The sequence below is a fragment of the Paraburkholderia phenazinium genome (genome assembly GCF_900100735.1).
Classification (GTDB): domain Bacteria; phylum Pseudomonadota; class Gammaproteobacteria; order Burkholderiales; family Burkholderiaceae; genus Paraburkholderia; species Paraburkholderia phenazinia.
In genome coordinates this window covers 25,824-48,106 of record NZ_FNCJ01000033.1, presented here as the reverse complement: position 1 = coordinate 48,106, position 22,283 = coordinate 25,824, and the positions used below count along the sequence as shown (strand labels likewise).

The window sequence follows — 22,283 nt, the reverse complement described above, 5'->3', positions numbered from 1 at the left end:
GCGCGTCGCGCGGCCGTCATCGCCATGCACCGCTTAGGCGCGACGCATGGCGACACGTCGCCGTCGCATACGCTGCGCCGGCGGTGTGAATTTCGTCATTGCGGGGAGAGCAAGGCGTCTCTTGGGAACGCCGTTATGTGTCGTCGAGCGCGCCTTGTCGCCGGCTGGGCATCCTGTGGGTGCCCAGCGCCGGACGGCGCGTGACGCTCAATACGCGAAGCTGATCGGCGTGCCGCCGCGTGGATGCGCGACGGTGCCCATCGGCACGCCGTAGATCGCGCCCAGCATCTCTTCTTCGATCAGCTCCGGCGCGGCGCCGCTTGCGAGCAGGCGGCCGCCCTTCAGCGCGACGAGGTCGTCGCAGAAGCGCGCGGCCATGTTGACGTCGTGCAGCACGACCACCACACCCAGACCGCGCTGCTGGCTCAGGTCGCGCACGAGATCGAGCACTTCGATCTGATGCGCGATATCGAGCGCGGATATTGGCTCGTCGAGCAGCAGGCACTGACTGTCCTGTGCGACGAGCATCGCGATCCACACGCGTTGCCGCTCGCCGCCCGACAGACTGTCCACCGCGCGGTCCGCGAAACGCGCGATATCCGTTAGCTGCATCGCCTGCTGAACCTTTTCGCTGTCGACGCCCGTAAAGCGCCCCAGCGCGCCGTGCCACGGATAGCGGCCGAGCGAGACCAGCTCGCGCACGGTCATGCCGCTGGCGGCGGGCTGCTGCTGCGGCAGATAGGCGACCTGGCGCGCGAACTCGCGGTTGTGCCAGTCGCCCAACGGACGGCCCGCGAAACGCAGCGTGCCGGCGCTCGGCAACTGTTGACGCGCGAGCAGTTTGAGCAGCGTCGATTTACCCGAACCGTTGTGGCCGATCAAGCCGCACACGCGCCCCTTCGGCAGCCTGAGCGAAAGCGGATGCAACAGCACGCGCTCGCCGATGCTGAACGACACACCGTCGAGTTCGTACATCGGTTCGCCGTACGGCACGGGAGCGTAAAAGTCGGACGGCTTCGCATTCATGTGAGGTGGAAGTCCTGATCAGGAGTAGGCGGACGTGAGGCTCGCCGCATGCGTGGCGCCCGGCGCGTCCTCGACGATCTGGCCGAAATCGAGCTTGATGAAGCGGTCGGCAAGATGGAAATAGCGGTCGTCATGCGTGATGACGAGCACAGTCTTGCCCTTCGCCTTCAGCTCGGGCAGCAGGCGCCGGTAGAACACTTCCTTGAACAGCGGGTCCTGGTCCGCCGCCCATTCGTCGAACACGTAGAACGGCCGGTCCTCCAGATACGCGACGACGAGCGCGAGCCGCTTGCGCTGCCCCTGCGACAGGTTCAGCGTGGAAAATGCGCCATCCTTCACGGTGACCTTGTGATCGAGCTGCAGGTCGACGAGCAACTGCTGCGCGAGCGCGTCGAGTCCGTCGCCGCGCATGCCGAGCAGGTTGTCGAACAGGAAGAAGTCGCTGAACACCACCGAGAAATGCTGCCGGTAAGCGTCGCGCCGCGCTTCGTCGACAGGTTCGCCGTTCAACAGGACACGGCCGCTCTCGGGCACGTAAAGGCCGACCAGCATTTTCGCCAGCGTGGTCTTGCCGCTACCGTTGCCGCCGATCAGGTAAACGAGTTCACCGCGCCGGAACGTGAGGTCAACCGGCCCGAGCGTAAATACCTCGTTTTCCTTCTCACGGAAATAGCTGTGCGTGGCGCCGTCGAGTGCAATGGTGTCGAACGATGCCGCGACGGGCGGCTCGAGCATGGTTTCGAGCGGCAGTTCCGCGTTGACCTGTTCGATCCGCTCGAGCGCGACACGCGCCGAACTGATGCCCGGGATGGCGGATAGCACGGCTTCGATCGGCATGATCATGTAGACGAACACGATCGCATAGCCCGACATCACGTGCGGATCGACCTTGATGTAGCGCGCGAACACGAACAGCGTGAGGCCGATGAAGGCGAACAGGATGAAGTTGCCCCAGCTCGTCGCCGCGGCGTACAGCATGTAGCCGCGCGTGCGCTGCACACGTACGGCTTCGACGTTGGTGGCGAGCGTGTCCTCGACGAACGCATGCTTGCGGGCACGATGCAGCTTCAGCTCCTTCGCACCGTCAAAGAGCGCGCGGAAGTGTTTGACCAGATCGTCCTCGCGCTTGCGGGAAGCGCGCAAATGGAACAGCGCGCGCCCATGAGCGTAACGGAATCCCGCCATGCCGAGCACGATGGTGACGATGCCGACGAGCAGAATCGGCCACGACATATAGCCGAGATACGCGAGGCAGCCGACGATCACCGCGCTTTGCATCGCGAGCGACGGCAGGCTGATGAAGAACACGACGATCGTGTCGAGATCCTGGGTGAGTACCGCCAGCGATTTCGCCGCGCCCTGCTTTTCCAGATGCGGATACGACGCGTCGCCGATGCGGCGGATCGTGCGCATGCGCAGCGTCGCCTTTGCCTTCTGCCCGAGCCACATGAAAAGCGACTGCGCGATGGCGCGCATCGACAGCACGGCGAGGCCGACGGCGAGGAACTGCCAGCCGAGCCGTGCCAGCCCCGCCGGAGACGCGACGAGCGCCTGGTTGATGAGGGCGAGCAGCGCGGCGTTGCCGAGGCCGCCGAGCACGCTTGCAACGAGGGCGGCGGCAAGCATCCAGCGGGACTTGCTCACCAGTTGCAAAAGTACGGACATGAATCTCCTTTCGTTACGGCGTCGATGCAAGAGGATTGCGCTTGCGCGCCCGATGCCCGCGGCGTTTCAGGAACGAACAGCGGTGGTTGACCGGCGCGTTGGCGTCGTCGAGAAAATGCTGGGACCGAGGTGACGGTTATGGCGTGCGCGAAGCATTTATGCAAATGCGAATCATTTGCATTACAATTTATCGTTCACTACGATGCCTGTCAAGGACTCTGTCTCTTAATCAAGCCGCAGCGCGATGACCGCCTGGAACAGTGCGCTAATCCCCACACCGATCAGCAGCAGCCGCTCCGCTCAGCGCACCAGGCGCACCCAAGTTCCCGAACGCGCCGAGTCCGGCTAGCAAGAGGCGGCGGCGCGCAGCGGGGGCCGACCCGGTGTGGGCGGGTCGAATCACGGACGTTGACTGCATCTTCAGGCGGTCATCGCTACCAGCACGCGACGCTTGCCGGCAAACGGCGCGCGGCCGTGCGACATCAGCAGGTTGTCGAGGATTAGCGTATCGGCGGCTTGCCAGGCGAACGACAGCATCGTGTCGCGGTACACCGCGCGGATCTCGTCGAGCATCGCGGCATCGATCGGCGTGCCGTCGCCGAAGAAGGTGTTGCGCGGCAGGCGGTCGTCATCGACGACTTCCAGCAGCGCTTCGCGTATCGCGGGCGGCAGGTTCGAGACGTGAAACAGGTGCGCCTGGTTGAACCAGACGGTCTCGCCTGTCACCGGATGACGCAGTTCCGATTGGCAGACCTGACGCGTGCGCAACGCCTCGCCGTCGTCGAGCCATTCGTAGTCGATCCGGTTGGCGCGGCAATACTGCTCGACCTTGTCGCGCTCGTCCGTGCCGAAGACCTGCTCCCACGGCAGGTCGAGGCCGTTGCCGTAGTTGCGCACATACATCACCTGCTTGTCGGCGAAGTGGCGGCGCAAGGCACGATCGAGCCGTTCATAGACCAGGCGGCTATCGGCAACCGGAGTCGCACCGCCCTGCTCCGCCGCGATGTCGCAGTAGAACCAGATCACAGCGGGCCAGTTGAGCGTGTAGGACTGCTCGTTATGCTGATCGATCCATTGATCGGCCGGATACTCGGTCGACGAATAGACGCCTTTCTCGATCTTGCTGCGCGGCGTCGAACCGAATTCGTAAGTAAGCAACGGTTGCCCGAAGCGATTGACGAGACGGTCGAACCCCGCCGCGCCCAGCGCATCGAATCCTCGCAGCAGCACGCCGCCGTAGTTCGGCTTGGCCTGGGCAACCCGGGCCTGAACTTGCGCGAGACACGTCTCCACGCTTGCCGCCTCGTTCGGGCTCAGCACCAGCACGCGGGTGCCGTTGCGCTCGAACACCTGTTCGCTCAGTGCCGCGCCGATACTGCTCGTCAATGTATCCATGCTTAGCCTTTAGACGGGGTCGCCTAGACGGGGGCGCCTAGACGGGGTCGCGCTCGACCGGCTGCGCGAGCGCATCCGCAAGAGATGTCGCGACGCACGCCATCACCGGGTCGGGCGCGCCGTCGAGATAGAAATGCCCGCCCTCGAAGCGGTGCAGCGTGCAGGCGCCACGGGTTTCGTCGCGCCAGGCTGCTACGTCTTCGTCGCGTGCCGTTGCGTGATCGTCACGGCCGGTGAAGACCGCGATCGGGCACGCGAGCGGCTCGCGCCCAATGCCACGCTGCGCAGTGGGCGCAGTGGGCGCAGTGAGGCCGGTGGCCGCGTCGCGCCGCGCCGTGGCATGACGCCCAAACGCAGACGGATAAGAGCCGCAGAGATGGAAGTCGGCCCGCAGCACCGGCAACACAAAGTCGATGAAGTCGCGGTCTTCGAGCAACGCAGCGGGGGTACCGCCGAGTTCGCGCAGCTTGTCGACCATCGCTTCGTGGGTGCAGTCGAGCCAGTGAGTCTCGTGCTTGCGATGCGCCGGCGCTACCGATGCCGAGGCGCCGAACCAGACCGGCTCGAGACCATCACGCGCACGCAGCGCGTGCATCAGTTCGAAGCCGACCAGCGCGCCCATGCTGTGGCCGAACACCGCGAACGGCACCTCGGCATCGAGCCTGCCGTCGAGCTCGACGAGCAACGTGTCGAGCAGCGCCGGCCACTCGGTATGCGCGGACAGCGCGCGGCGCGCACCGTGCCCCGGCAATTCGAGCGTAAGGACTTGCACGCCACGCGGCAAACGCTGCGCCCAGCGGCGGTACAGCAACGCGCTACCACCCGCATGCGAGAGACACACCAGGCGCAGCGGCGGCAACACCGCCGGCACGGGTACGGATCCGCTCATCGGTCAGGTCGCCGAGCCCGCGTGTTGCGCCGCGTCCTCGGCCATCGCCTTGCGCAAGCTCAGCGGACGCATGTCGGTCCAGACCTCGTCGATCCACGCGAGGCAGTCCGCCCGCTTGCCCGACTTGCCGGCTTCGCGCCACCCCGCGGGAATCGCTTTGTAGTCCGGCCAGATCGAGTACTGCTCTTCGTCGTTGACCACCACATGGAAGTTCGTGTCTTCATCGCCCCAGCTCATTGAACGCTCCGCTATCGATTGTTGAGTAGTTACTTCGCAAATGAGAATCATTTACGTTTAGGCGCTTAAATTAGAGATCGCGCTACCCTTTGTCAAGCAATTTTGGCGAGCGCAGGGACTTGTTCGAAGCCTTGCCAGGACTCGCTCAGGCGAGCAAACGGGCCGGTGGCAGGGCTGACCGGCCAATCATCCGATATATTTCGCAAATGAGAATCATTTGCATTTAAGCGTAAACTGTCTCATCATAAGCGCCATCCCAACACTTCGATGCCGCCGCCTATGAACTCGCCTCTCGCTCTTGAACCGCTCGAACGCGAGCCGCTCGAACACACGGCCGCCGTGGATCCACACGAGCGCGCCGAGATTGCGCTGCAAGCGCTGCTGTCGCGTCAATCGCACTGGCCGCTGATGAATCCTGGTCCCGACGACCAGCAACTCGCCACGATCTTCGACGCTGCGTTGCGTGCGCCGGATCATGGCCGTCTGCAACCGTGGCGCTTCATGATCGTGCGCGGTGCGGCGCGCGAAGCCTTGGGCGAGGTGCTCGTCGACCTTGCCTGCGCCCGCTCGCCCGGCGACCCGCGCTCCGCGCATGCGCATCGCGCCAGGAAAGCCCAGGCCGCACCGGTGATCATCGCGCTCAGCGCGGCGATCGATGCCGAGTCGACGGTGCCCGAAATCGAACAGTTGCTGGCGGTCGGCGCGGCGGCGATGAACATGCTGAACGCCATCCACGTGCTCGGTTATGGCGGGTTCTGGGCGACCGGCGTGGACAGCTACGATCCCGCGATGCACGCAGCGCTCGGTTTCGAAGCATCCGAACGGTTGCTCGGCTTCCTGTTCGTCGGCACGCCGCAACCGAATCAACGCCCCGTCGCGCGTCCAGAGCACACCGCGTTCGTGCGCGAGTGGACCGGTCCAGCGCCAAAGCTGACGCCGGCCAATTGAGCGCATGCGCGGCGTGCCGACTCGACCGGCCGCACGCCGCGCGACACCCGCTGCCAGCACTGCGCACCAACGCGCCCTACAGCATGCCTCGCGGGGCGCGCAGCATCTCTTCCAGTTCAGGTCGGAGGTCCCATGCATTTCCTGATTTCATCCGCGCAGCCATACACGCTGCTCGACGAATCCCTCGCGCAACATCCCGACGTTGCCGAGCAAACGGTCCTGACGGCGCTTCGGACCTGGATGCGGCCGCGCTGCGACTCGGTGCGCAAGCACGAAAGCTGGGGCGCCGTGTTGTCGGACGCAGGTCTTGGCAACGACTGCCTTCTCTGTTTCGACTTGCTGATGCATTCGCTGACCGACGAGTCGTGCCGGCCGCTCGATACGCGCTGCCGCTGCGCGAGCGATCTCGCCAAGGATGAGGCCGCCCTGCTGCAAACCCTCGCGCTGCTGCAGCGCATGCGCAGCGACGAGGCCATCGCCTTGCTCGACGACTGGCTGCCGCGGCCAGCGTCGGGCGTCGTGCTGAAAGTGGCCCGCTGGTTCGCGTTCTGGCTGCTCGATGCGGGACTCGAGATCCGGGTGCGCGAGCGGCGCGTGACCTACGTGCACTGAGCTACGTGCACTGAGCTACGTGCATTGAGGGCGCCTCCTGCATGAAAGGCGCCCACCGCACGCTCGCAACGCTTACTGCGCGCCGAGCTTCTTGATCAGCACGTCCAGTTGCGCCATTTCGTCGGCATTGAGGTCGGTGAGCGGAGCGCGCACCGGACCCGCATCGTGGCCCACCAGTTTCGCGCCGGCCTTGACGATGCTCACCGCGTAGCCCTGGCGGCGATTGCGAATCGCCAGATACGGCAGGAAGAACTCGTCGAGCAGCTTGCCTACCGTGGCGTGATCGTCGGCGGCAATCGCGCGGTAAAACTCCATCGCCGTCTTGGGAATGAAGTTAAACACTGCCGACGAGTACACCGGCACGCCCAGTGCCTTGTACGCAGCCGCGTAAACTTCCGCCGTTGGCAAACCGCCGAGGTACGAGAAACGGTCGCCCAGACGGCGGCGAATCGTCACCATCGCTTCGATCTCACCCACACCGTCCTTGAAGCCGATCAGGTTCGGACAGCTATCCGCCAGACGTTCGAGCATGTCCGCGTTGAGCTTCGAATTGGCGCGGTTGTAGACGATCACGCCCATGTTCTTCACCGACTTGCACACCTGCTCGACGTGCCCGGCGATGCCTTCCTGCGACGCTTCGGTCAGGTAATGCGGCATCAGCAGCACTCCCTTCGCGCCGAGACGCTCGGCTTCCTGTGCGTATTCGATCGCCACGCGCGTCGGGCCGCCGGCGCCGGCCAGGATCGGCACCTTGCCTTTACAGGTTTCCGTGGCAGTGCGAATCACATTCGTGTAGTCGCTCCTGGTCAGCGAGAAGAATTCGCCGGTGCCGCCCGCCGCAAACAGCGCGGTCGCGCCATACGGTGCGAGCCATTCGAGGCGTGCCGCATAGGTGTCGGCGCGGAAGTCGCCGTTAGCGTCGAAGTCGGTCACGGGGAAGGACAGCAGGCCTTCGGAAACAATCGCTTTGAGTTCTTGAGGGGTCGTCATAATCGGCTCAGGTTCGAGTTTAGGTAAATGGTGAACGGGTGAACGGCCGCGCGAGGCCGTTGTCGGTTGCCGGGTCTGGAGGTTCGAATCAGCGCACGAGACACGGACGCTTGTTGTCGAACTTCCAGTTCGGAATCAGATACTGCATGGCGATGCCGTCGTCGCGCGCGCCCAGACCGTGCTGCTGATACAGCGCGTGTGCCTTTTCCAGCGCGTCCATATCGAGCTCGATGCCAAGGCCCGACGCTTGCGGCACCTTCACCTTGCCGCCGACGATCTGCAGCGGATTGCGCGTCAAATGCTGGCCGTCCTGCCAGATCCAGTGCGTGTCGATGGCGGTGATCTTGCCGGGCGCCGCCGCGGCGACATGCGTGAACATCGCAAGCGAGATATCGAAGTGATTGTTCGAATGCGAACCCCACGTCAGGCCCCAGTCGTTGCACATCTGCGCGACTCGCACTGACCCTTGCATGGTCCAGAAGTGCGGATCGGCAAGCGGGATATCCACCGACTGCAGTTGAATCGCGTGGCCCATCTGACGCCAATCCGTGGCGATCATATTGGTCGCCGTCGGCAGGCCGGTCGCACGGCGGAACTCAGCCATCACCTCGCGGCCCGAGTAGCCGTTCTCCGCGCCGCACGGGTCTTCCGCATAGGCCAGCACGTCGTGCTGGTCGCGGCACAGACGCACGGCCTCCGCCAGCGACCACGCGCCGTTCGGGTCGAGCGTGACCCGGGCATGCGGAAAGCGCTCCGCCAAAGCCGTCACGGCTTCGATCTCGGCGTCGCCGGACAGCACGCCGCCCTTGAGCTTGAAGTCGTTGAAGCCGTAGCGCACCTGCGCGGCCTCGGCGAGGCGCACCACCGCTTCCGGTGTCATCGCCTCTTCGGTGCGCAAGCGCTCCCAGGCGTCGCGGCCGTCGGCTCCGCTCGCATACGGCAAGTCGGTCTTGTTGCGGTCGCCGATATAGAACAGGTAACCGAGCATCTCGACTTCGTCGCGCTGCTGACCTTCGCCAAGCAAGGCGGCAACCGGTACGCCCAGGTGCTGTCCTAGCAGATCGAGCAGCGCCGCTTCGAGCGCAGTCACGGCGTGAATCGTGGTGCGCAGGTCGAAGGTCTGCAGGCCGCGACCGCCTGCGTCGCGGTCCGCGAACTGCGTGCGGGCCCGATTCAGGACTGCCTGGAGATTGCCGATCGATTGACCGACGACGAGCGGCCGCGCGTCGTCGATGGTCTTGCGGATGTTTTCGCCGCCAGGCACTTCACCGACGCCCGTGTGACCGGCGCTGTCGCGCAAGATCACGATGTTGCGGGTGAAGAAAGGTGCGTGCGCGCCGCTCAGATTCAGCAGCATGCTGTCACGGCCGGCGACCGGCACGACGCGCAGCTCGGTGACGATCGGCGTGGCGTTCGACTGAATTGGTTGCGTAGACATTAAGTTAGGACCCTTCAAGTTCAAGTGGTAGCGCCAGCTGGCAGAGTTCGTTGCATGGCGATTGGGGTGCTTAGATTCGGGCGCCTGGTTAGCCTGTCAGTGTGCTCCGCGATGCAGCGGCTGCCCCAGGCCGTCGCGCGGCACGCGGCGATTGCGGGTCAGGAACGCGGCCGCGGCGGCGATCAGCGATGCCACGCCGAGGCCATACAGGCCGCCGCTAATCGAGCCGGTATGCTGCTGCAGATAGCCAAACGTCGCGGGCGCAAAGAATCCGCCGAGGTTGCCGACCGAGTTGATCAGCGCAATCACGGCAGCGGCCACCCGCGCATCCAGATACCCCTGCGGGATGGGCCAGAACAGCGACGACGCAGCCTTGAAGCCGATCGCCGAAAAACAGATCGCGACAAACGAGAACACCGGATTACCAGAGGTCGAAGCGAACAGGCCGCATGCTGCAATCACCAGCGCGCCGGCCAGCCATGCCTGCTGGAAACGCCACTTGGCGGACAACACGGCAAAGCAGTACATGGCGACCATCGCGATCAGCCACGGGATGGTGTTGAACATGCCGACCTGGAAATCCGAGAGTCCGCCCATCTTGCGAATGATGGTCGGCAACCAGAAGGTGGCCGCGTAAATGGTCAATTGAATCGCGAAGTACAGAAAGCAGAACAGCAGGATTTGCGGGTCTTTGAGCAACTTCATGGCCGGCAGGTGCGCGCCGCCGTTTGCCTCGCGCTCCGCTTGCTCTCTCGCGATAGACGCATGCAGAACCCGCTGCTCTTCGGCGGTGAGCCAGGCGGCGTCACGAATGCGCGATTTCAGCAGCACCCAGCTCACGCCGCACAACACGATCGAAAAGCCGCCTTCGATCAGGAACATCCATTGCCAGCCTTGCAGGCCGAGTCCGCGCACGGACAGCAGGCTGCCGGTGATCGGACCGGACAGCACCGACGCAAACGCCGAGCCGGAAAGAAACACCGCCACCGCCTTGCCGCGCTCCTTCTGCGGCAGCCATTGCGTGAAGTAAAACACCACGCCAGGAAAGAAGCCTGCCTCGGCCACGCCGAGCAGAAAGCGCAGCACGTAGAACGAGGTGTCGTTCCAGACGAACGCCATCGCCGCCGCCACCAACCCCCACGTCCCCATGATGCGCGTGAGCCATGCGCGTGCACCGTACTTTTGCATCAGGACATTCGACGGCACTTCGAACAACGCATACCCGACGAAGAACAGGCCGCTGCCCAGACCATAGGCGGCCGCGCCGATCCCCAGGTCCGACTGCATATGCGAATTGACGAAACCGATGTTCACGCGGTCGATGTAGTTCGCAATGAACATGATCAGGAAGAGCGGCAGCACGTGCCGCTTCACCTTCGAGACCGCGGACTCGAGCGGGTCGAGCGCCGAGGGGGAAGCAGATGTCACAGTGGCCTCTCGAGATACGTTGTCTGACGACAGTCTACTTTTTTGGCCTTATGTTTCCAACCAAGTGTTTACCCTGAATTTCCTGCATGAATTATTGATGAAGAAGGGCTTTACGAACGCTTCATACGGTGTAAAGGCTTGGCAGAGCATCAGCTTCCTACGTCCGTGAGGGCACATTGCACGGCCAATACGATATGTTGTACGATGACAGATATCAAAACCGTCCTTATAGGAGACGTCATGCAGATCACCGGCGACATGCTGATAGGCCGCCAGGCCGTTCACGGCAGCGAACAACCGTTGCGCGCGTTCAATCCCGCGACCGGCGAGAACATCGCCACACCGGTGTTCGGCAGCGGCTCCGTCACGCACGTCAACCAGGCCTGTGAGCTGGCAGCAGCAGCGTTCGACCCGTATCGCAGCCTGCCTCTCGACGTGCGGGCGGCATTTCTCGAGCGGATTGCCGACGGCATCACCGCGCTCGGCGACGCGCTGATCGAGCGGGCCCACGCCGAGTCGGGTTTGCCGAAAGCGCGTCTCGAAGGCGAACGTGGTCGTACAACCGGTCAACTGAAGCTGTTCGCCGAGGTCGTCAGGTCCGGTCAATGGCTAGCCGCGACGCTCGACTCGCCGCTTCCCGAGCGCAAGCCCTTGCCGCGCGCCGATCTGCGTATGCAGAAGATCGCCATCGGGCCGGTCGCTGTATTTGGCGCCAGCAATTTCCCGCTGGCTTTTTCGGTTGCCGGCGGCGACACCGCGGCCGCGCTGGCGGCCGGCTGCCCCGTGGTGGTGAAGGCCCATCGGGCCCACTTGGGCACCTCGGAGATGGTCGGTCGCGTCATCCAGCAGGTCGCCGCGCAAATGAATCTGCCTGAGGGCGTGTTCTCGCTGATCGTCGGGGCCGGCAATACGGTCGGCGAAGCGCTCGTCGCGCATCCTGCGATCAAGGCGGTCGGGTTCACGGGGTCACGCGCGGGCGGGACCTCGTTAATGAAGGTCGCCGCGAATCGCCCCGAGCCGATTCCCGTCTACGCGGAAATGAGCAGCATCAACCCGGTGTTTCTGCTGGCAGCCGCGCTTACGGCACGGGGCGAAAGCATCGCGCGCGGCTTCGTCGATTCGCTCGTGCTGGGCGCGGGACAGTTCTGTACCAACCCAGGCCTCGCCATTGCGGTAGACGGACCGGACCTGCAGGTCTTCATCAAAGCCGCCGCCGCTGCGCTCAGCGGCAAGCCGGCGCAAACCATGCTGACCTCAGGCATTCATGCGGCGTATCAGGAGGGCGAGGCGCGCCTGGCCGGTACCCAAGGCGTCGAAGCAGTAGCGCTTGGATTGGCGGCGAGCGGCCCAACCCAAGCCCGCGCGGCGCTGTTCATCACCGATGCGGCGACCTTCCTCGCGAAACCCGAACTCGAGGATGAGGTGTTCGGCCCGGCATCGACCGTAATCCGCTGCAAGGACGAGGTCGAACTTCTGGCCGTCGCCGAGCATTTTGCCGGTCAGCTCACCGCCACGATCCAGATGGACCGCGACGATACAGGCGCAGCGAGAAAGCTCGTGCCGGTTCTCGAACGCAAGGCGGGGCGTCTGCTGGTCAACGGCTTCCCAACTGGTGTGGAGGTGTGTCACGCGATGGTGCATGGCGGACCGTTCCCCGCAACGGCGGACAGCCGCGTGACCTCGGTAGGGTCGACGTCGATCGAACGCTTCCTGCGTCCGGTTTGCTATCAGGACTTCCCGGCGGATCTGTTGCCGCAGGCGTTGGCCGATGCCAATCCGCTCGATTTGTGGCGCCGACGGGATGGGCAGATCGTGCGCAGTTGAGGGCGGCGGCGCACTTCAGGCCGTGCGCTCCACACCCTCTTCCGCTGCGGTGCTCAAACGGCGCAGCCGTTCCCGGCTGCTCGAAAGATGCATGCGCATTGCCGCACGTGCGCCTTCGGGATCGCGCCGCACGATGGCGTCGAGAATGCCCTCGTGTTCGATATTGACACGCGCCATATACGCGACTGGATCGCTATGGGCGAGGCTCGGCGAGTCGACGCGATGGCGCGGAATCAGCGCCGTGCCCATCTGCGTGAGAATGTCCACGAAGTAGCGGTTGCCCGTGGCGCCCGCCACCGCGACGTGGAAACGCAAGTCCGCAGCGGCGCTATCGCCGCCGGCGCGGCTGGTCGCCTCGATGGCGTCCAGCGCCGCGCGAATGTTGACGATGTCGCGCTCGCTGGCGCGCTGCGCGGCGAGTCCTGCGCACTCCGTTTCGAGGCTGATGCGCAACTCCATCACCGACAGCAGATCGGCCAGCGTAGTAGCCGGCACCATCTCGAGGCCAAGCGGTTCGCGGCGCGGCTCGAGCACGAAACTGCCAATGCCATGGCGCGTTTCGATCACGGCGTTCGCCTGCAGACGCGAGATGGCCTCGCGCACCACCGTACGGCTGACACCAAGCAGCGACATCAACGTGGTCTCGGTGGGCAGCTTGTCGCCCGGCTTCAGCGCGTGCGAAGCGACCTGTTCGTTGACGTAGTTCACCACCCGGTCAGCAAGACTACCGCGCACGCGCAGTGGCGGCGTGGTGAGAGCGGGGGAAGCGGTCATCGAGGACCTCCTGGTTGTAGGCTGACGCGTCCATTATACGTTGTCCTACAACGCAAACGGTGCATTTGGGGCGCGGGCAGAGCCGCGCCACAGACACCCGGAACCCTTGTCGGACGGCGCACCGGCGGCAAGTCTCCCACGTCTTGAATGGCCTCCGCAGGCGACGTCAGATGACCAACGGTGAGGTTCGAAGGTTCGCTGAGCGCGCCGCTTCCTGCGCAAGCTTGATCCGCCTGACGCCTCAGGCTTGAGGCGTCAGGCAATAGCCTTCGGTGTTCAGGCCTCAGGCCGCTCGGCACGCGCGGCCCAGAAGGCCTTTTGCACACGCATGATTTCGTCCTCCACTTCAGGTACCGGCCCGATCAAGTCGACCGGTTTCTGGCAATGATCGAAGACGTAGCGCGACGACACGCTCATGGTGGGATTTTCCGCGTGGTTGCCGGTGGCTTGCAGCAACTGCTGCTCCGTCATGCCAAATACCACGCGGCCGATGTTCGCCCAGTACGCCGTGCCCGCGCACATGCAGCACGGCTCCACCGAGGTGTACAGCGTGCAGCTCCACAGGTACTGCGGCGTGAAGTTCAGGGCGGCAACGCGGGCCAGCACGGACTCGGCATGATTGACCGTGTCGACGTTGCCCTGCTCCATCAACACGGTTTCCTGATCGGGGCCGACCAGGATTGCACCGAACGGATGATGCCCGAGCAAGGTCGCGCGTTCTGCGATCGCGCTCGAATGCCGAAGATGGCGCACGATCTGTTCTTGCGTCGGCGCCAGACCTTGCGGCGGATAGACGGGTGCGTCGCCGCCAGTAGCGGACCTGGGCGCGATGGTCAGGCTCACTTCGGCACCGTACCGTCGACACCCTGCACAAACCAGTTCAGACGAGACAGGTCCGCATCGCTCAATGTCTGGCCCGCGGCTACCTTGACCGCCCCGCTCTGATCCTTGAGCGGACCGGCAAACGGATCGAACTTGCCGTCGATAATGTCCTGGCGCTTCTGTGCCAGCGCCTTTTGCGCGGTCGCGGAGACGGCGTCGGTGTTGATATCGGCGAGATCGATGGCTTTCTCCTTGAGCCCCCACCAGACCGGCGCGTTAGTCCACGTGCCCGACTGCACCTGCTGGATCAGGTGCGTGTAATAGACACCCCAATAGCTCACGCATGCACCCAGTTGCGCGTTCGGGCCAAACTTCTTCATGTCCGAATCCCAGCCGAACGCGTGCACTTTCTTCTGCTCGGCAGTCTGCATGGTGGCGGTGGAGTCGGTGTTCTGAATCAGCACATCCGCGCCTTCACCGATGAGGGTCTCGGCCGCCTGCTTTTCGCGGCCCGGATCGAACCAGCTATTGATCCAGATGACCTTCACTTTCGCGTTCGGATTCACCGAACGCGCGCCGAGCGTGAACGCATTGATATTGCGCACCACCTCCGGCACCGGCACTGAGCCGACGAAGCCGAGCGTATTGGTCCTGGACGTATAGCCGCCGACGACGCCCGCAAGATAGGCGCTCTGGTACGTGCGCACATCGTAGGTGCCGAAGTTGGCGGCCTTCTTGTAGCCCGTTGCGTGCTCGAACACGCTGTCGGGGAAGTCCTTCGCGACCTTCAGCTCGAAGTCCTGATAGCCGAAGCTGCTACCGATGACGATCTTGTTGCCCTTCGCCGCCAGGTCGCGGAAGACGCGCTCGGAATCAGCCGATTCAGGGACGTTCTCGACCCGGGTCACCTTGATCTTGTTGCCGAATTGCGCCTCGATGGCCTTGACGCCCTGCTCGTGCGCATAGGTCCAACCTGCATCGCCGGGATTGCCGAGATAGACGAAGGCGACGCCGAGCGGCTGAGCCGTGTCGGCGTGGGCGCTGAGCCCGAGGCCGAGACCGAGACCGGCCACCGCGAGGACGGTAGCCGGCATGCGGAATAGATGGCGAAGCGCGCGGGTTATCTCTGCTTTCATAAATGTTTCCGTGGCGGGTTGGACGGAGCCTCAGGCAGGCGCCGGTTTAGAGGAACATCAGCAGGGGCATATTCAAAGGCCAATTAGCCGGTAAATATTTGCTGATGTTATCCCCACCATAACGGAATCAATATTCGGCGTGCGATCCCCGCGCTGCCACCGTCATTCGTGGGTGCTCGCCTTGTCTTTCACAGGCACCCAGACTTCCACCGTGCCTTTGCCTGCGATGGGATCGAAGTCTTCGCTATAGCGTTCGAACTCGGGCGCTTCCGCGGCCGCCAGGTCCGACGCCGGCAACCAGTGGTTGAAGATGTTGTAGAAGGTCTGATGCAGGGTTGAGACGTGGCCCTTGTGCACGAACACGGCGTAACGCTGCGGATCGACCTTGATCGATCGAAACGAAGCGGGCAAGTCCGCACCTGCTCGCACTTCGACGCCGGCGACGTATTCGAAACTGGAGTCTTCACCGGGGTTACAACACAGGCCATAGGTGATGCCGCCCACTTGACCCGGCACATGCCCGATATGCGGACAAAAGGATTGCCACAGTGCGGGGATGCCTTCATTGGTTTCGAACGTAAAGCGGCCGCTAAGGCCGGCGATCACAAATGCGCCACGGGTCTCGAAACGCGGTGCAGGAAGATCGACTTCTTTCAGCTCTTTCATACGTATGGGCTCCACAACAGGAAGGTCGGTTAGCACGCGGCGGCTTCGCAGTTCGTCTGGCGTGACGCCAAACAGATCGTGGAAGGCACGCGTGAACGCCTCGTGAGAACCATAGCCGTTGTCGAGCGCTACGCTAAGGATATCCGGCGCGCCTTCGGCGAGCATCCGCGCCGCCCGGGTGAGGCGGCGCGCCCGCACATAGCGCATCACCGGCCAGCCGGTGCCGATGGCGAACATGCGCGAGAGTCCAAAGCGTGACAACTCACAGGTGGCGGCAATCCGATCGAGCGTCAGCTCGTTGCACAACTCGATTTCGATGAACCAGAGCGCTTTCCCGATTGGATCCATGGTTTTCCTGAAGACGTCGTGTCGGCAATATATGACATCGGTGAAGGGGGCATTTGATCGTTCTTGCGCGGCGGCGCTGGGTTGCGACCGATTCTACAATTGCCCCTGCGGCGGACTGAGGAGGGCATCGCGAAACGCTGCCAGGGTCTTGTCTGAATCGTCGGCAAAAATCTGTACGACGGCACGCGCAAACATGTCCCGACGCAGCAGATCATAGGTGCCCTCGTCCGCAAGGAGCTGGAGCACCGTTGCGAGCGTCGTGGGGAGTGCCAGTTGCCTGGCATCTCGGCCGAGCAGGGCGGCCGCCGCGAGATCCAGGTCGAACCCATAGGCGTCGAGCAGATCGGTCGCGCTTTCCCAGATGCGCTCTTCATTACCTGCCTCATGATAGTTGCGCAGGACCAGCAAAAGATCCGATGCATCCGTGTTTTTGCTCGTGCGTCGGTCTCGCCAGGCCAGAATTTTCAGTAACGCGAGGGCTGGCAATGAGACGACAGGGACGACGAGACCTTCGCCGATTTCGATCTGCAATGCCGTGGCGACTGCCTCCTGGAAACCCAGCACGTTCATCGCAAACTCGCCCTTCGGCCACGTAATTGTCCCCTCTGGGGCTTCAAGCGGACCAAAGGGAACGAGATCGAGCGGCGCGGACTTACCGACCGCTGTGTCCTCGAAGGTCAGCGACTGCTCGGCTTTCGCATCGGCCTTGAAGAAGCCCGTCGCCTCAAGTCGCGCGATGAGTTCCCGGTGTGCCGTCCAACTGATTGCGCAAACTGCCACGTCGACGTCGCGGGTGGCTCGCTCCGCGCGAATTCCGTAGACATGCCACAACACGATGTCGCGGGCGGTCGCGCCAGCGACGACGAAATCGGCGCCCATCTGCTGCGCGGCGTCCCGCACATGCCCGAGCAACGCGATGGTGACGGGGTGCAGCGGTCGATCCTCACTGACCTTAAGGTTGAAGTGTGGCGAGGCGGGTGTCATATATCTGCTCCGCGGTAGAAAGGTTGCGACTGTCGCCCGTCGCAACAAGGTCCGCGTATATCAGCAAAGGATGTACGAGCGGCGGCTCATGCGGCTCCCGGGCCTCGGTCGGCGAAGGCGGCCAGAATGCTTCCAGGATCTCCACGTCGCCGAGCTCGTCTGGGCGAAGCCGCGCGCGGATCATGAAATCTTTCGTGACTGCGGCCTGGCTGTAGATCGTCACACTCGACGCTTTGAGGTGGTTCGTCATGACTTCAGCCGCAGCCTCGCCGCCCAGGCTTAGACCAAACGCCGTAAAGTCGAAGTTCCGCCACCAATCCGGTGACGTACTGGCGAAGCGGCGGCCACCAAGCCTGGAACGTAGCCTTGAGGGATAGTGGTTCACCCACTCAGTAACAAATCGCTTCCAGTCGGGCAGGACTCGCTCGCCGTTATGTCTCATCGCGACGAGCCCGCGAGCCATAAGGTCGTCAAGCGTCTGGTTGACGGTGTTGAGCGACACGCCGGCAGCAGCAGCGATGGTGCGATAAGGCCTTGTGACGAGCCCGGGCTGCGTCGCGAGCGCGAACATTACCTCGAGACCTTTGCGCGTGGTGGAGCGTGCGCTCGGGGTCGCGAGGCTAAGCGAAGGCTTTGGTCGGCCCGTGACCATCACCGTGCCTTCGGGTTCGCTAAGGTAGACGTTCCCGGCAGCGTCGAGGAACGGCACGTTCTGCTCTATCAGGTAGCCGGCCAGATCGGCACCAACATGATGGGTGACTACCATGAGGCGGCGGGAGATGCCGTTCGGTTCGCTGACAAACATGCGATGTTGTGCCACCACGATGCCTGATGCTTCGACACGCGACTTCACCAGCACGGGCATGTTGAATTTCTGCCCGTTGACGTCGAACTGGATTAGACCGTCCATGCGTACACCGTGCGCGGCATGCGGTTGTACTGCGCTTGCACGAACGGGCTTGGCCTTGAAACGGCGAGTGGCGCGCTGGAAGGCCGCGCACGCTTCGTCGAGCAGTTGCCTTTCGGTAAACGAGAGGTCAGATGGGGGCGGCATACCGCGCTCCTTGTACGCTATTCCACAAGAGTACTCAAAAAACGTACATTAGTCAAAAAACGTACAAGAAATAGAAACATTCAATAAAATTAGCAACTTACATTCAATGCTATCGTTTATGTACGTTTTTATCTTCTTGTTCTCTAAAAACGTACAAGATAAAAAAAAGATCAAACCTTTCTGGATCCATGCACAGCGGCACATCTTTCACCTGTCCGCCCTCCATCGCCGCGCCCCGCTATACACTGCAGTCTGCCGCCATCCGCATGCACCCCGCATCGCATGCCGATTGCCAAACAACTGAAAGGACGTAGAAAGAATGAGCTTCTCCGCCACTATTCTTGTATTGATCTGCGCGGCTTGCTGGGTTGCCGTGATGCTGGCGCGTTCCGGCGGACTGCGCTCGAAGGGCGATGCACAGCAACCGCAAGGCCGGCGGGTGCTGCGCGATGCGCTGGAGAAACGTGGCGATGTGCCGGACGTGCGGAACGTGCGAAGCGTGCGGGACGTCCGCAAAGTGAGAGACATCAGAGGCCTGCGAGGCGGCCGGAACAGGCGAGGCTGAGCGCTCCGCCTGGAAAACCTTCGCCTCGGGAACGTCGCCGCTGCTTGCGCGCGGACGCCCCCAAGACTTCCATCAGCCCTCCATCAAACTTCCCGGTTCGCGTCGATCACCGTCAACGCCGCCATATTGATGATCCGGCGCACCGTGGAGCTGGACGTCAAAATGTGCACCGGCGCATTGGAGCCCAGCAGGAACGGCCCCACCGCGACGTTGCTGCCTGCCGCGGTCTTCAGCAGGTTATAGGCAATGTTGCCCGAGTCGACATTCGGGCACACCAGCAGGTTCGCCGCGCCCTTCAGGCGTGACATCGGCAGGATGCGCGAGCGCAGCGCCTCGTCCAGCGCGCAATCGCCGTGCATTTCGCCGTCTACTTCCAGCGTAGGCGCCTGCTGCGTGACCAGCTCGAGCGCCCGCCGCATCTTCGCGCCGGATGCCGAACTGCCCGAGCCGAAGTTCGAGCGCGACAACAACGCCACCTTCGGTACGAGGTTCAAGCCCTTCATGCTATGCGCCGCGGCAATTGTAAATTCGGCAATCTGCTCAGCCGTCGGATCGTCGTTCACATGGGTGTCCACCAGCGCGATGGTGCGATCGTCGAGCAGCAGGATGTTCATGGCCGCATACGTCTGTGCGCCCGTCTTCTTGCCGATCACCTGATCCACAAAGCGCAGGTGATCGTGATACGCACCGACGGTGCCGCACACCATGCCATCGGCGTCGCCGAGCTTCACCATCATGGCGCCGATCAGCGTCAGGCGGCGGCGCATTTCGACGCGCGCCATCTCCTTCGTGATGCCGTCACGGCACATCAACTCCCAATAGGTCGTCCAGTATTGATGGAATCGTTCGTCATACTCAGGATTGGTCACTTCGACGTCTTGACCCAGGCGCAAACGCAAGCCGTACTTTTCGATCCGCGCCATCAGCACCTCAGGACGGCCAACCAGAATCGGACGCGCGAGCTTTTCATCGACGATCACCTGCACTGCGCGCAGCACGCGTTCTTCCTCGCCTTCGGTAAACACAATGCGCGACTTGCCGCCCTCGCGGACAATCTGCCGTGCCGCTGCGAACAGCGGCTTCATGAAGGCGCCTGAACGGTAGACGAACTGCTGCAGTTGTTCGGTGTAGGCCTCCAGGTCCTGCAGCGGGCGCGTGGCGACGCCGCTTTCCATCGCGGCCTTGGCCACGGCCGGCGCGATGCGCACAATCAGACGTGGGTCGAACGGCTTCGGGATGATGTAGTCGGGGCCAAAATCGACGCCATATGCGCCGTATGCCGCGGCGACCACTTCGTTCTGCTCCTCCTCGGCCATCGCGGCAATCGCGTAGACCGCTGCCTTTTCCATTTCGGGCGTAATGGTGGTTGCGCCCACATCCAGTGCGCCGCGGAAAATATACGGGAAGCACAGGACGTTGTTGACCTGGTTCGGATAGTCGGAGCGCCCCGTCGCAATCACGGCGTCGTCACGCACGGCCTGCACCTCGGCCGGCGAGATTTCCGGCGTGGGGTTGGCCAGCGCAAGAATCAGCGGGCGCGCCGCCATGCGCTTCACCATCTCCGGCTTCAGCACGCCGCCCGCGGACAAGCCGAGGAACACGTCGGCATCCTCGATCACCTCTGCCAGCGTGCGCGCCGAGGTGTTCTTCGCGAAGCGCGCCTTCTGCGGGTCCATCAAGGTGGTGCGGCCTTCGTACACCACGCCTTCGATGTCCGTTGCCCAGATATTCTCGATCGGCAAGCCGAGTTCCACCATCAGCTCGAGGCACGCCAGCGCCGCGGCGCCCGCTCCCGAGGTGACGACCTTGACCTCCTTGATGCTCTTGCCGACCACCTTCAGACCGTTGATGAAGGCCGCGCTGACGGTGATCGCCGTGCCGTGCTGGTCGTCGTGGAAGACCGGAATCTTCATCCGCTCGCGCAGTTTGCGCTCGACCGTGAAACACTCCGGCGCCTTGATGTCTTCGAGGTTGATGCCGCCGAAGGTCGCTTCAAGGCCAGCGATGATGTCGACCAGCTTGTCCGGATCGGTCTCGTTGATCTCGATGTCGAACACGTCGATGCCGGCGAACTTCTTGAACAGGACCGCCTTGCCTTCCATCACTGGCTTGGAGGCCAGCGCGCCGATGTTGCCCAGTCCCAGCACCGCGGTGCCGTTCGTGATGACGCCCACCAGATTGCCGCGCCCGGTAAAGCGAAACGCGTTGATCGGATCAGCGGCGATTTCCTCGCAAGCCGCCGCGACGCCAGGCGTGTACGCCAGCGCCAGATCTCGCTGGGTCACCAGCGGCTTGGTGGCGATCACCGCTGTTTTCCCCGGCACCGGGAATTCGTGGTAGTCGAGTGCGGCCTGGCGATCCGTCGTATTCATGGTCTGAGCTCTATGGTTGGGCGCCTTGTCGGCGCGAATCAGGTGACAGGTCATTCTATGCATGAGCCATAAGGACAATATTTGGAGTTAATATGCCCCCATCATGTTTTACTAATGGCTCGACACCTTCATGGCGGCTTTCGATCCCAACGCAGTGGTCCGCAAGCTGGCCTCGCGGCTGAAAATGCGCCACCTCACGCTGCTACTGCAGATTCAGCAGCATGGCTCGCTGACGCGCGCCGCCGAACACCTGGCGAGCAGCCAGCCCGCCGTCACCAATGCCCTGGCGGAACTGGAGGACATGTTCGGCGCGCCGCTGTTCGACCGTTCGGCCCGCGGCATGGCGCCCACCGCACTAGGCCACGTCGTGCTGGCGAGAGCGCGGGCGATGACCGAAGATCTCGACCATCTGGTGCGGGAAATGGAGGCCGTGGCCTCCGGGCACGCCGCCCACCTCCATATCGGCGTGATCCCGTTTATTCCTGGTCAGATGGTCTCGACGGCGATTCAGCGCACCCGCCCGGAAGGCGAGCGGCGTTTGACCGTCACGATTCACGAGGGCACCAGCGAACAGCTGCTCGTGCAGTTGCGCGACCATACGGTGGACATCGTGATTGGACGTGCCTCGTCGTCGCTGGATCTGCAGCAGGTCAGCGTCGAGGTGTTGTACCGCCAGCAACCCCGGCTGATCGCCAGCCGCCGCCTCGCGGCCCGCCTTGCGCGCGGGCGGCTGGACTGGCAGAGGCTCGTGGAGCTGGACTGGATCCTCGGAGCACCGAACACTCCTATGCGCGAGCAGGTCGCCGATATCTTTCTAGGCGCCGGCCTGACGCCGCCGACGCCGATCGTCGAAAGCTATTCCTCCAAGCTGATCGGCGAGATGATCGTCGCGGGCGAGCAATCGGTGTCCATCGTTCCGGCGGATATCGCCGAGGAACTGGTACGCATTGCGGGCGTCGCGATCGTTCCTTATTCGTTCGAGTGGACTTTGTCGCCGATCGCGTTGTTCACACGCCTGCACGAAGCGCAGCGGATGCCGAGCCGCTTGTTTTCCGCTTCGCTTCGTCAGGTATGCCAGGAGATTTATTCGCGGCCTTCGCCCTCCTAAGT

20 protein-coding genes are annotated in these 22,283 nt (G+C 63.3%); 5 read left to right on the top strand and 15 right to left on the bottom strand.

Annotated elements, in window-relative coordinates:
• Positions 1 to 207 precede the first annotated feature (207 nt).
• The 5 genes from BLQ92_RS37530 to BLQ92_RS37510 all read right to left on the bottom strand — a co-directional run bounded on the left by BLQ92_RS37530 (position 208) and on the right by BLQ92_RS37510 (position 5,212).
• On the bottom strand, positions 208 to 1,026 hold the full coding sequence (locus tag BLQ92_RS37530) for an ATP-binding cassette domain-containing protein (RefSeq protein ID WP_090695768.1): 819 nt from the start codon (positions 1,024 to 1,026) through the stop codon (positions 208 to 210).
• A gap of 18 nt (positions 1,027 to 1,044) precedes the next feature.
• The gene (locus tag BLQ92_RS37525; protein ID WP_090695766.1) at positions 1,045 to 2,691 is read right to left on the bottom strand and encodes a cyclic peptide export ABC transporter; all 1,647 of its coding nucleotides are present in this window, start codon (positions 2,689 to 2,691) and stop codon (positions 1,045 to 1,047) included.
• 420 nt (positions 2,692 to 3,111) lie between these two features.
• Positions 3,112 to 4,086, bottom strand: a complete 975-nt coding sequence (locus tag BLQ92_RS37520; RefSeq protein ID WP_090695764.1) for a TauD/TfdA family dioxygenase — start codon at positions 4,084 to 4,086, stop codon at positions 3,112 to 3,114.
• Between the two features lie 37 nt (positions 4,087 to 4,123).
• A complete protein-coding gene (locus BLQ92_RS37515; protein ID WP_090695761.1) occupies positions 4,124 to 4,975 on the bottom strand; it encodes a thioesterase II family protein in 852 nt (283 codons plus the stop codon).
• Positions 4,976 to 4,978: 3 nt separating this feature from the next.
• Positions 4,979 to 5,212, bottom strand: a complete 234-nt coding sequence (locus tag BLQ92_RS37510; RefSeq protein WP_090695759.1) for an MbtH family protein — start codon at positions 5,210 to 5,212, stop codon at positions 4,979 to 4,981.
• A gap of 279 nt (positions 5,213 to 5,491) precedes the next feature.
• On the opposite strand from BLQ92_RS37510, the gene BLQ92_RS37505 reads away from it, so the two are divergent.
• Together BLQ92_RS37505 and BLQ92_RS37500 are read left to right on the top strand one after the other, a co-directional pair.
• On the top strand, positions 5,492 to 6,160 hold the full coding sequence (locus BLQ92_RS37505; protein ID WP_090695757.1) for a nitroreductase family protein: 669 nt from the start codon (positions 5,492 to 5,494) through the stop codon (positions 6,158 to 6,160).
• Between the two features lie 132 nt (positions 6,161 to 6,292).
• Complete coding sequence (locus BLQ92_RS37500) at positions 6,293 to 6,772, top strand: hypothetical protein (RefSeq protein ID WP_090695755.1); 480 nt, start codon at positions 6,293 to 6,295, stop codon at positions 6,770 to 6,772.
• Positions 6,773 to 6,844: 72 nt separating this feature from the next.
• Here BLQ92_RS37500 and kdgD read toward each other — a convergent pair whose 3' ends face one another.
• From kdgD to BLQ92_RS37485, 3 genes are all read right to left on the bottom strand, one after another.
• Positions 6,845 to 7,762 (bottom strand): 5-dehydro-4-deoxyglucarate dehydratase, encoded by a 918-nt coding sequence (gene kdgD, locus BLQ92_RS37495; protein ID WP_090695753.1) that lies wholly within the window; start codon positions 7,760 to 7,762, stop codon positions 6,845 to 6,847.
• Between the two features lie 88 nt (positions 7,763 to 7,850).
• Positions 7,851 to 9,200 carry a glucarate dehydratase gene (gene gudD / locus BLQ92_RS37490; protein ID WP_090695751.1) on the bottom strand — a complete coding sequence of 450 codons (1,350 nt, stop codon included), beginning with the start codon at positions 9,198 to 9,200 and terminating at the stop codon, positions 7,851 to 7,853.
• Positions 9,201 to 9,296: 96 nt separating this feature from the next.
• A complete protein-coding gene (locus BLQ92_RS37485; RefSeq protein WP_090695749.1) occupies positions 9,297 to 10,628 on the bottom strand; it encodes an MFS transporter in 1,332 nt (443 codons plus the stop codon).
• 240 nt (positions 10,629 to 10,868) lie between these two features.
• On the opposite strand from BLQ92_RS37485, the gene BLQ92_RS37480 reads away from it, so the two are divergent.
• Positions 10,869 to 12,452: an aldehyde dehydrogenase (NADP(+)) gene (locus BLQ92_RS37480; RefSeq protein WP_090695747.1), complete on the top strand. Its 1,584-nt coding sequence runs from the start codon at positions 10,869 to 10,871 to the stop codon at positions 12,450 to 12,452.
• Between the two features lie 15 nt (positions 12,453 to 12,467).
• Here the strand turns inward: BLQ92_RS37480 and BLQ92_RS37475 are convergent, their stop codons facing one another.
• The 6 genes from BLQ92_RS37475 to BLQ92_RS37450 form a co-directional block, all read right to left on the bottom strand.
• Complete coding sequence (locus tag BLQ92_RS37475; protein ID WP_090695745.1) at positions 12,468 to 13,226, bottom strand: FadR/GntR family transcriptional regulator; 759 nt, start codon at positions 13,224 to 13,226, stop codon at positions 12,468 to 12,470.
• 276 nt (positions 13,227 to 13,502) lie between these two features.
• Positions 13,503 to 14,069: a nucleoside deaminase gene (locus tag BLQ92_RS37470; RefSeq protein WP_090695742.1), complete on the bottom strand. Its 567-nt coding sequence runs from the start codon at positions 14,067 to 14,069 to the stop codon at positions 13,503 to 13,505.
• Positions 14,066 to 15,184 carry a BMP family ABC transporter substrate-binding protein gene (locus tag BLQ92_RS37465; RefSeq protein ID WP_090695740.1) on the bottom strand — a complete coding sequence of 373 codons (1,119 nt, stop codon included), beginning with the start codon at positions 15,182 to 15,184 and terminating at the stop codon, positions 14,066 to 14,068. Before BLQ92_RS37465 ends, BLQ92_RS37470 begins: the two co-directional genes overlap by 4 nt.
• 162 nt (positions 15,185 to 15,346) lie before the next feature.
• The gene (locus BLQ92_RS37460) at positions 15,347 to 16,198 is read right to left on the bottom strand and encodes an AraC family transcriptional regulator (RefSeq protein WP_090695738.1); all 852 of its coding nucleotides are present in this window, start codon (positions 16,196 to 16,198) and stop codon (positions 15,347 to 15,349) included.
• Positions 16,199 to 16,291: 93 nt separating this feature from the next.
• On the bottom strand, positions 16,292 to 17,182 hold the full coding sequence (locus tag BLQ92_RS37455; protein ID WP_090695736.1) for a nucleotidyl transferase AbiEii/AbiGii toxin family protein: 891 nt from the start codon (positions 17,180 to 17,182) through the stop codon (positions 16,292 to 16,294).
• Complete coding sequence (locus tag BLQ92_RS37450; protein ID WP_090695734.1) at positions 17,151 to 18,236, bottom strand: type IV toxin-antitoxin system AbiEi family antitoxin; 1,086 nt, start codon at positions 18,234 to 18,236, stop codon at positions 17,151 to 17,153. Before BLQ92_RS37450 ends, BLQ92_RS37455 begins: the two co-directional genes overlap by 32 nt.
• Before the next feature lie 319 nt (positions 18,237 to 18,555).
• Here BLQ92_RS37450 and BLQ92_RS37445 point away from each other — a divergent pair, with 319 nt between their 5' ends.
• Positions 18,556 to 18,801: a hypothetical protein gene (locus BLQ92_RS37445; RefSeq protein ID WP_090695732.1), complete on the top strand. Its 246-nt coding sequence runs from the start codon at positions 18,556 to 18,558 to the stop codon at positions 18,799 to 18,801.
• Between the two features lie 83 nt (positions 18,802 to 18,884).
• Here BLQ92_RS37445 and BLQ92_RS37440 read toward each other — a convergent pair whose 3' ends face one another.
• Positions 18,885 to 21,173, bottom strand: a complete 2,289-nt coding sequence (locus tag BLQ92_RS37440; RefSeq protein ID WP_090695729.1) for an NADP-dependent malic enzyme — start codon at positions 21,171 to 21,173, stop codon at positions 18,885 to 18,887.
• Positions 21,174 to 21,303: 130 nt separating this feature from the next.
• On the opposite strand from BLQ92_RS37440, the gene BLQ92_RS37435 reads away from it, so the two are divergent.
• A complete protein-coding gene (locus BLQ92_RS37435) occupies positions 21,304 to 22,281 on the top strand; it encodes a LysR family transcriptional regulator (protein WP_090695727.1) in 978 nt (325 codons plus the stop codon).
• The last annotated feature ends 2 nt before the right edge of the window (positions 22,282 to 22,283 follow it).

What these genes read in the sequence shown, in the direction of transcription:
- BLQ92_RS37445 (WP_090695732.1), top strand. Translation starts at nt 18,556, where the DNA reads ATGAGCTTCTCCGCCACTATTCTTGTATTGATCTGCGCGGCTTGCTGG.
- BLQ92_RS37510 (WP_090695759.1), bottom strand. Translation starts at nt 5,212, where the DNA reads ATGAGCTGGGGCGATGAAGACACGAACTTCCATGTGGTGGTCAACGAC.
- BLQ92_RS37520 (WP_090695764.1), bottom strand. Translation starts at nt 4,086, where the DNA reads ATGGATACATTGACGAGCAGTATCGGCGCGGCACTGAGCGAACAGGTG.
- BLQ92_RS37505 (WP_090695757.1), top strand. Translation starts at nt 5,492, where the DNA reads ATGAACTCGCCTCTCGCTCTTGAACCGCTCGAACGCGAGCCGCTCGAA.
- BLQ92_RS37525 (WP_090695766.1), bottom strand. Translation starts at nt 2,691, where the DNA reads ATGTCCGTACTTTTGCAACTGGTGAGCAAGTCCCGCTGGATGCTTGCC.
- BLQ92_RS37465 (WP_090695740.1), bottom strand. Translation starts at nt 15,184, where the DNA reads ATGAAAGCAGAGATAACCCGCGCGCTTCGCCATCTATTCCGCATGCCG.
- BLQ92_RS37530 (WP_090695768.1), bottom strand. Translation starts at nt 1,026, where the DNA reads ATGAATGCGAAGCCGTCCGACTTTTACGCTCCCGTGCCGTACGGCGAA.
- BLQ92_RS37455 (WP_090695736.1), bottom strand. Translation starts at nt 17,182, where the DNA reads ATGACACCCGCCTCGCCACACTTCAACCTTAAGGTCAGTGAGGATCGA.
- BLQ92_RS37460 (WP_090695738.1), bottom strand. Translation starts at nt 16,198, where the DNA reads ATGGATCCAATCGGGAAAGCGCTCTGGTTCATCGAAATCGAGTTGTGC.
- BLQ92_RS37450 (WP_090695734.1), bottom strand. Translation starts at nt 18,236, where the DNA reads ATGCCGCCCCCATCTGACCTCTCGTTTACCGAAAGGCAACTGCTCGAC.
- gudD (WP_090695751.1), bottom strand. Translation starts at nt 9,200, where the DNA reads ATGTCTACGCAACCAATTCAGTCGAACGCCACGCCGATCGTCACCGAG.
- BLQ92_RS37480 (WP_090695747.1), top strand. Translation starts at nt 10,869, where the DNA reads ATGCAGATCACCGGCGACATGCTGATAGGCCGCCAGGCCGTTCACGGC.
- kdgD (WP_090695753.1), bottom strand. Translation starts at nt 7,762, where the DNA reads ATGACGACCCCTCAAGAACTCAAAGCGATTGTTTCCGAAGGCCTGCTG.
- BLQ92_RS37500 (WP_090695755.1), top strand. Translation starts at nt 6,293, where the DNA reads ATGCATTTCCTGATTTCATCCGCGCAGCCATACACGCTGCTCGACGAA.
- BLQ92_RS37440 (WP_090695729.1), bottom strand. Translation starts at nt 21,173, where the DNA reads ATGAATACGACGGATCGCCAGGCCGCACTCGACTACCACGAATTCCCG.
- BLQ92_RS37515 (WP_090695761.1), bottom strand. Translation starts at nt 4,975, where the DNA reads ATGAGCGGATCCGTACCCGTGCCGGCGGTGTTGCCGCCGCTGCGCCTG.
- BLQ92_RS37475 (WP_090695745.1), bottom strand. Translation starts at nt 13,226, where the DNA reads ATGACCGCTTCCCCCGCTCTCACCACGCCGCCACTGCGCGTGCGCGGT.
- BLQ92_RS37435 (WP_090695727.1), top strand. Translation starts at nt 21,304, where the DNA reads ATGGCGGCTTTCGATCCCAACGCAGTGGTCCGCAAGCTGGCCTCGCGG.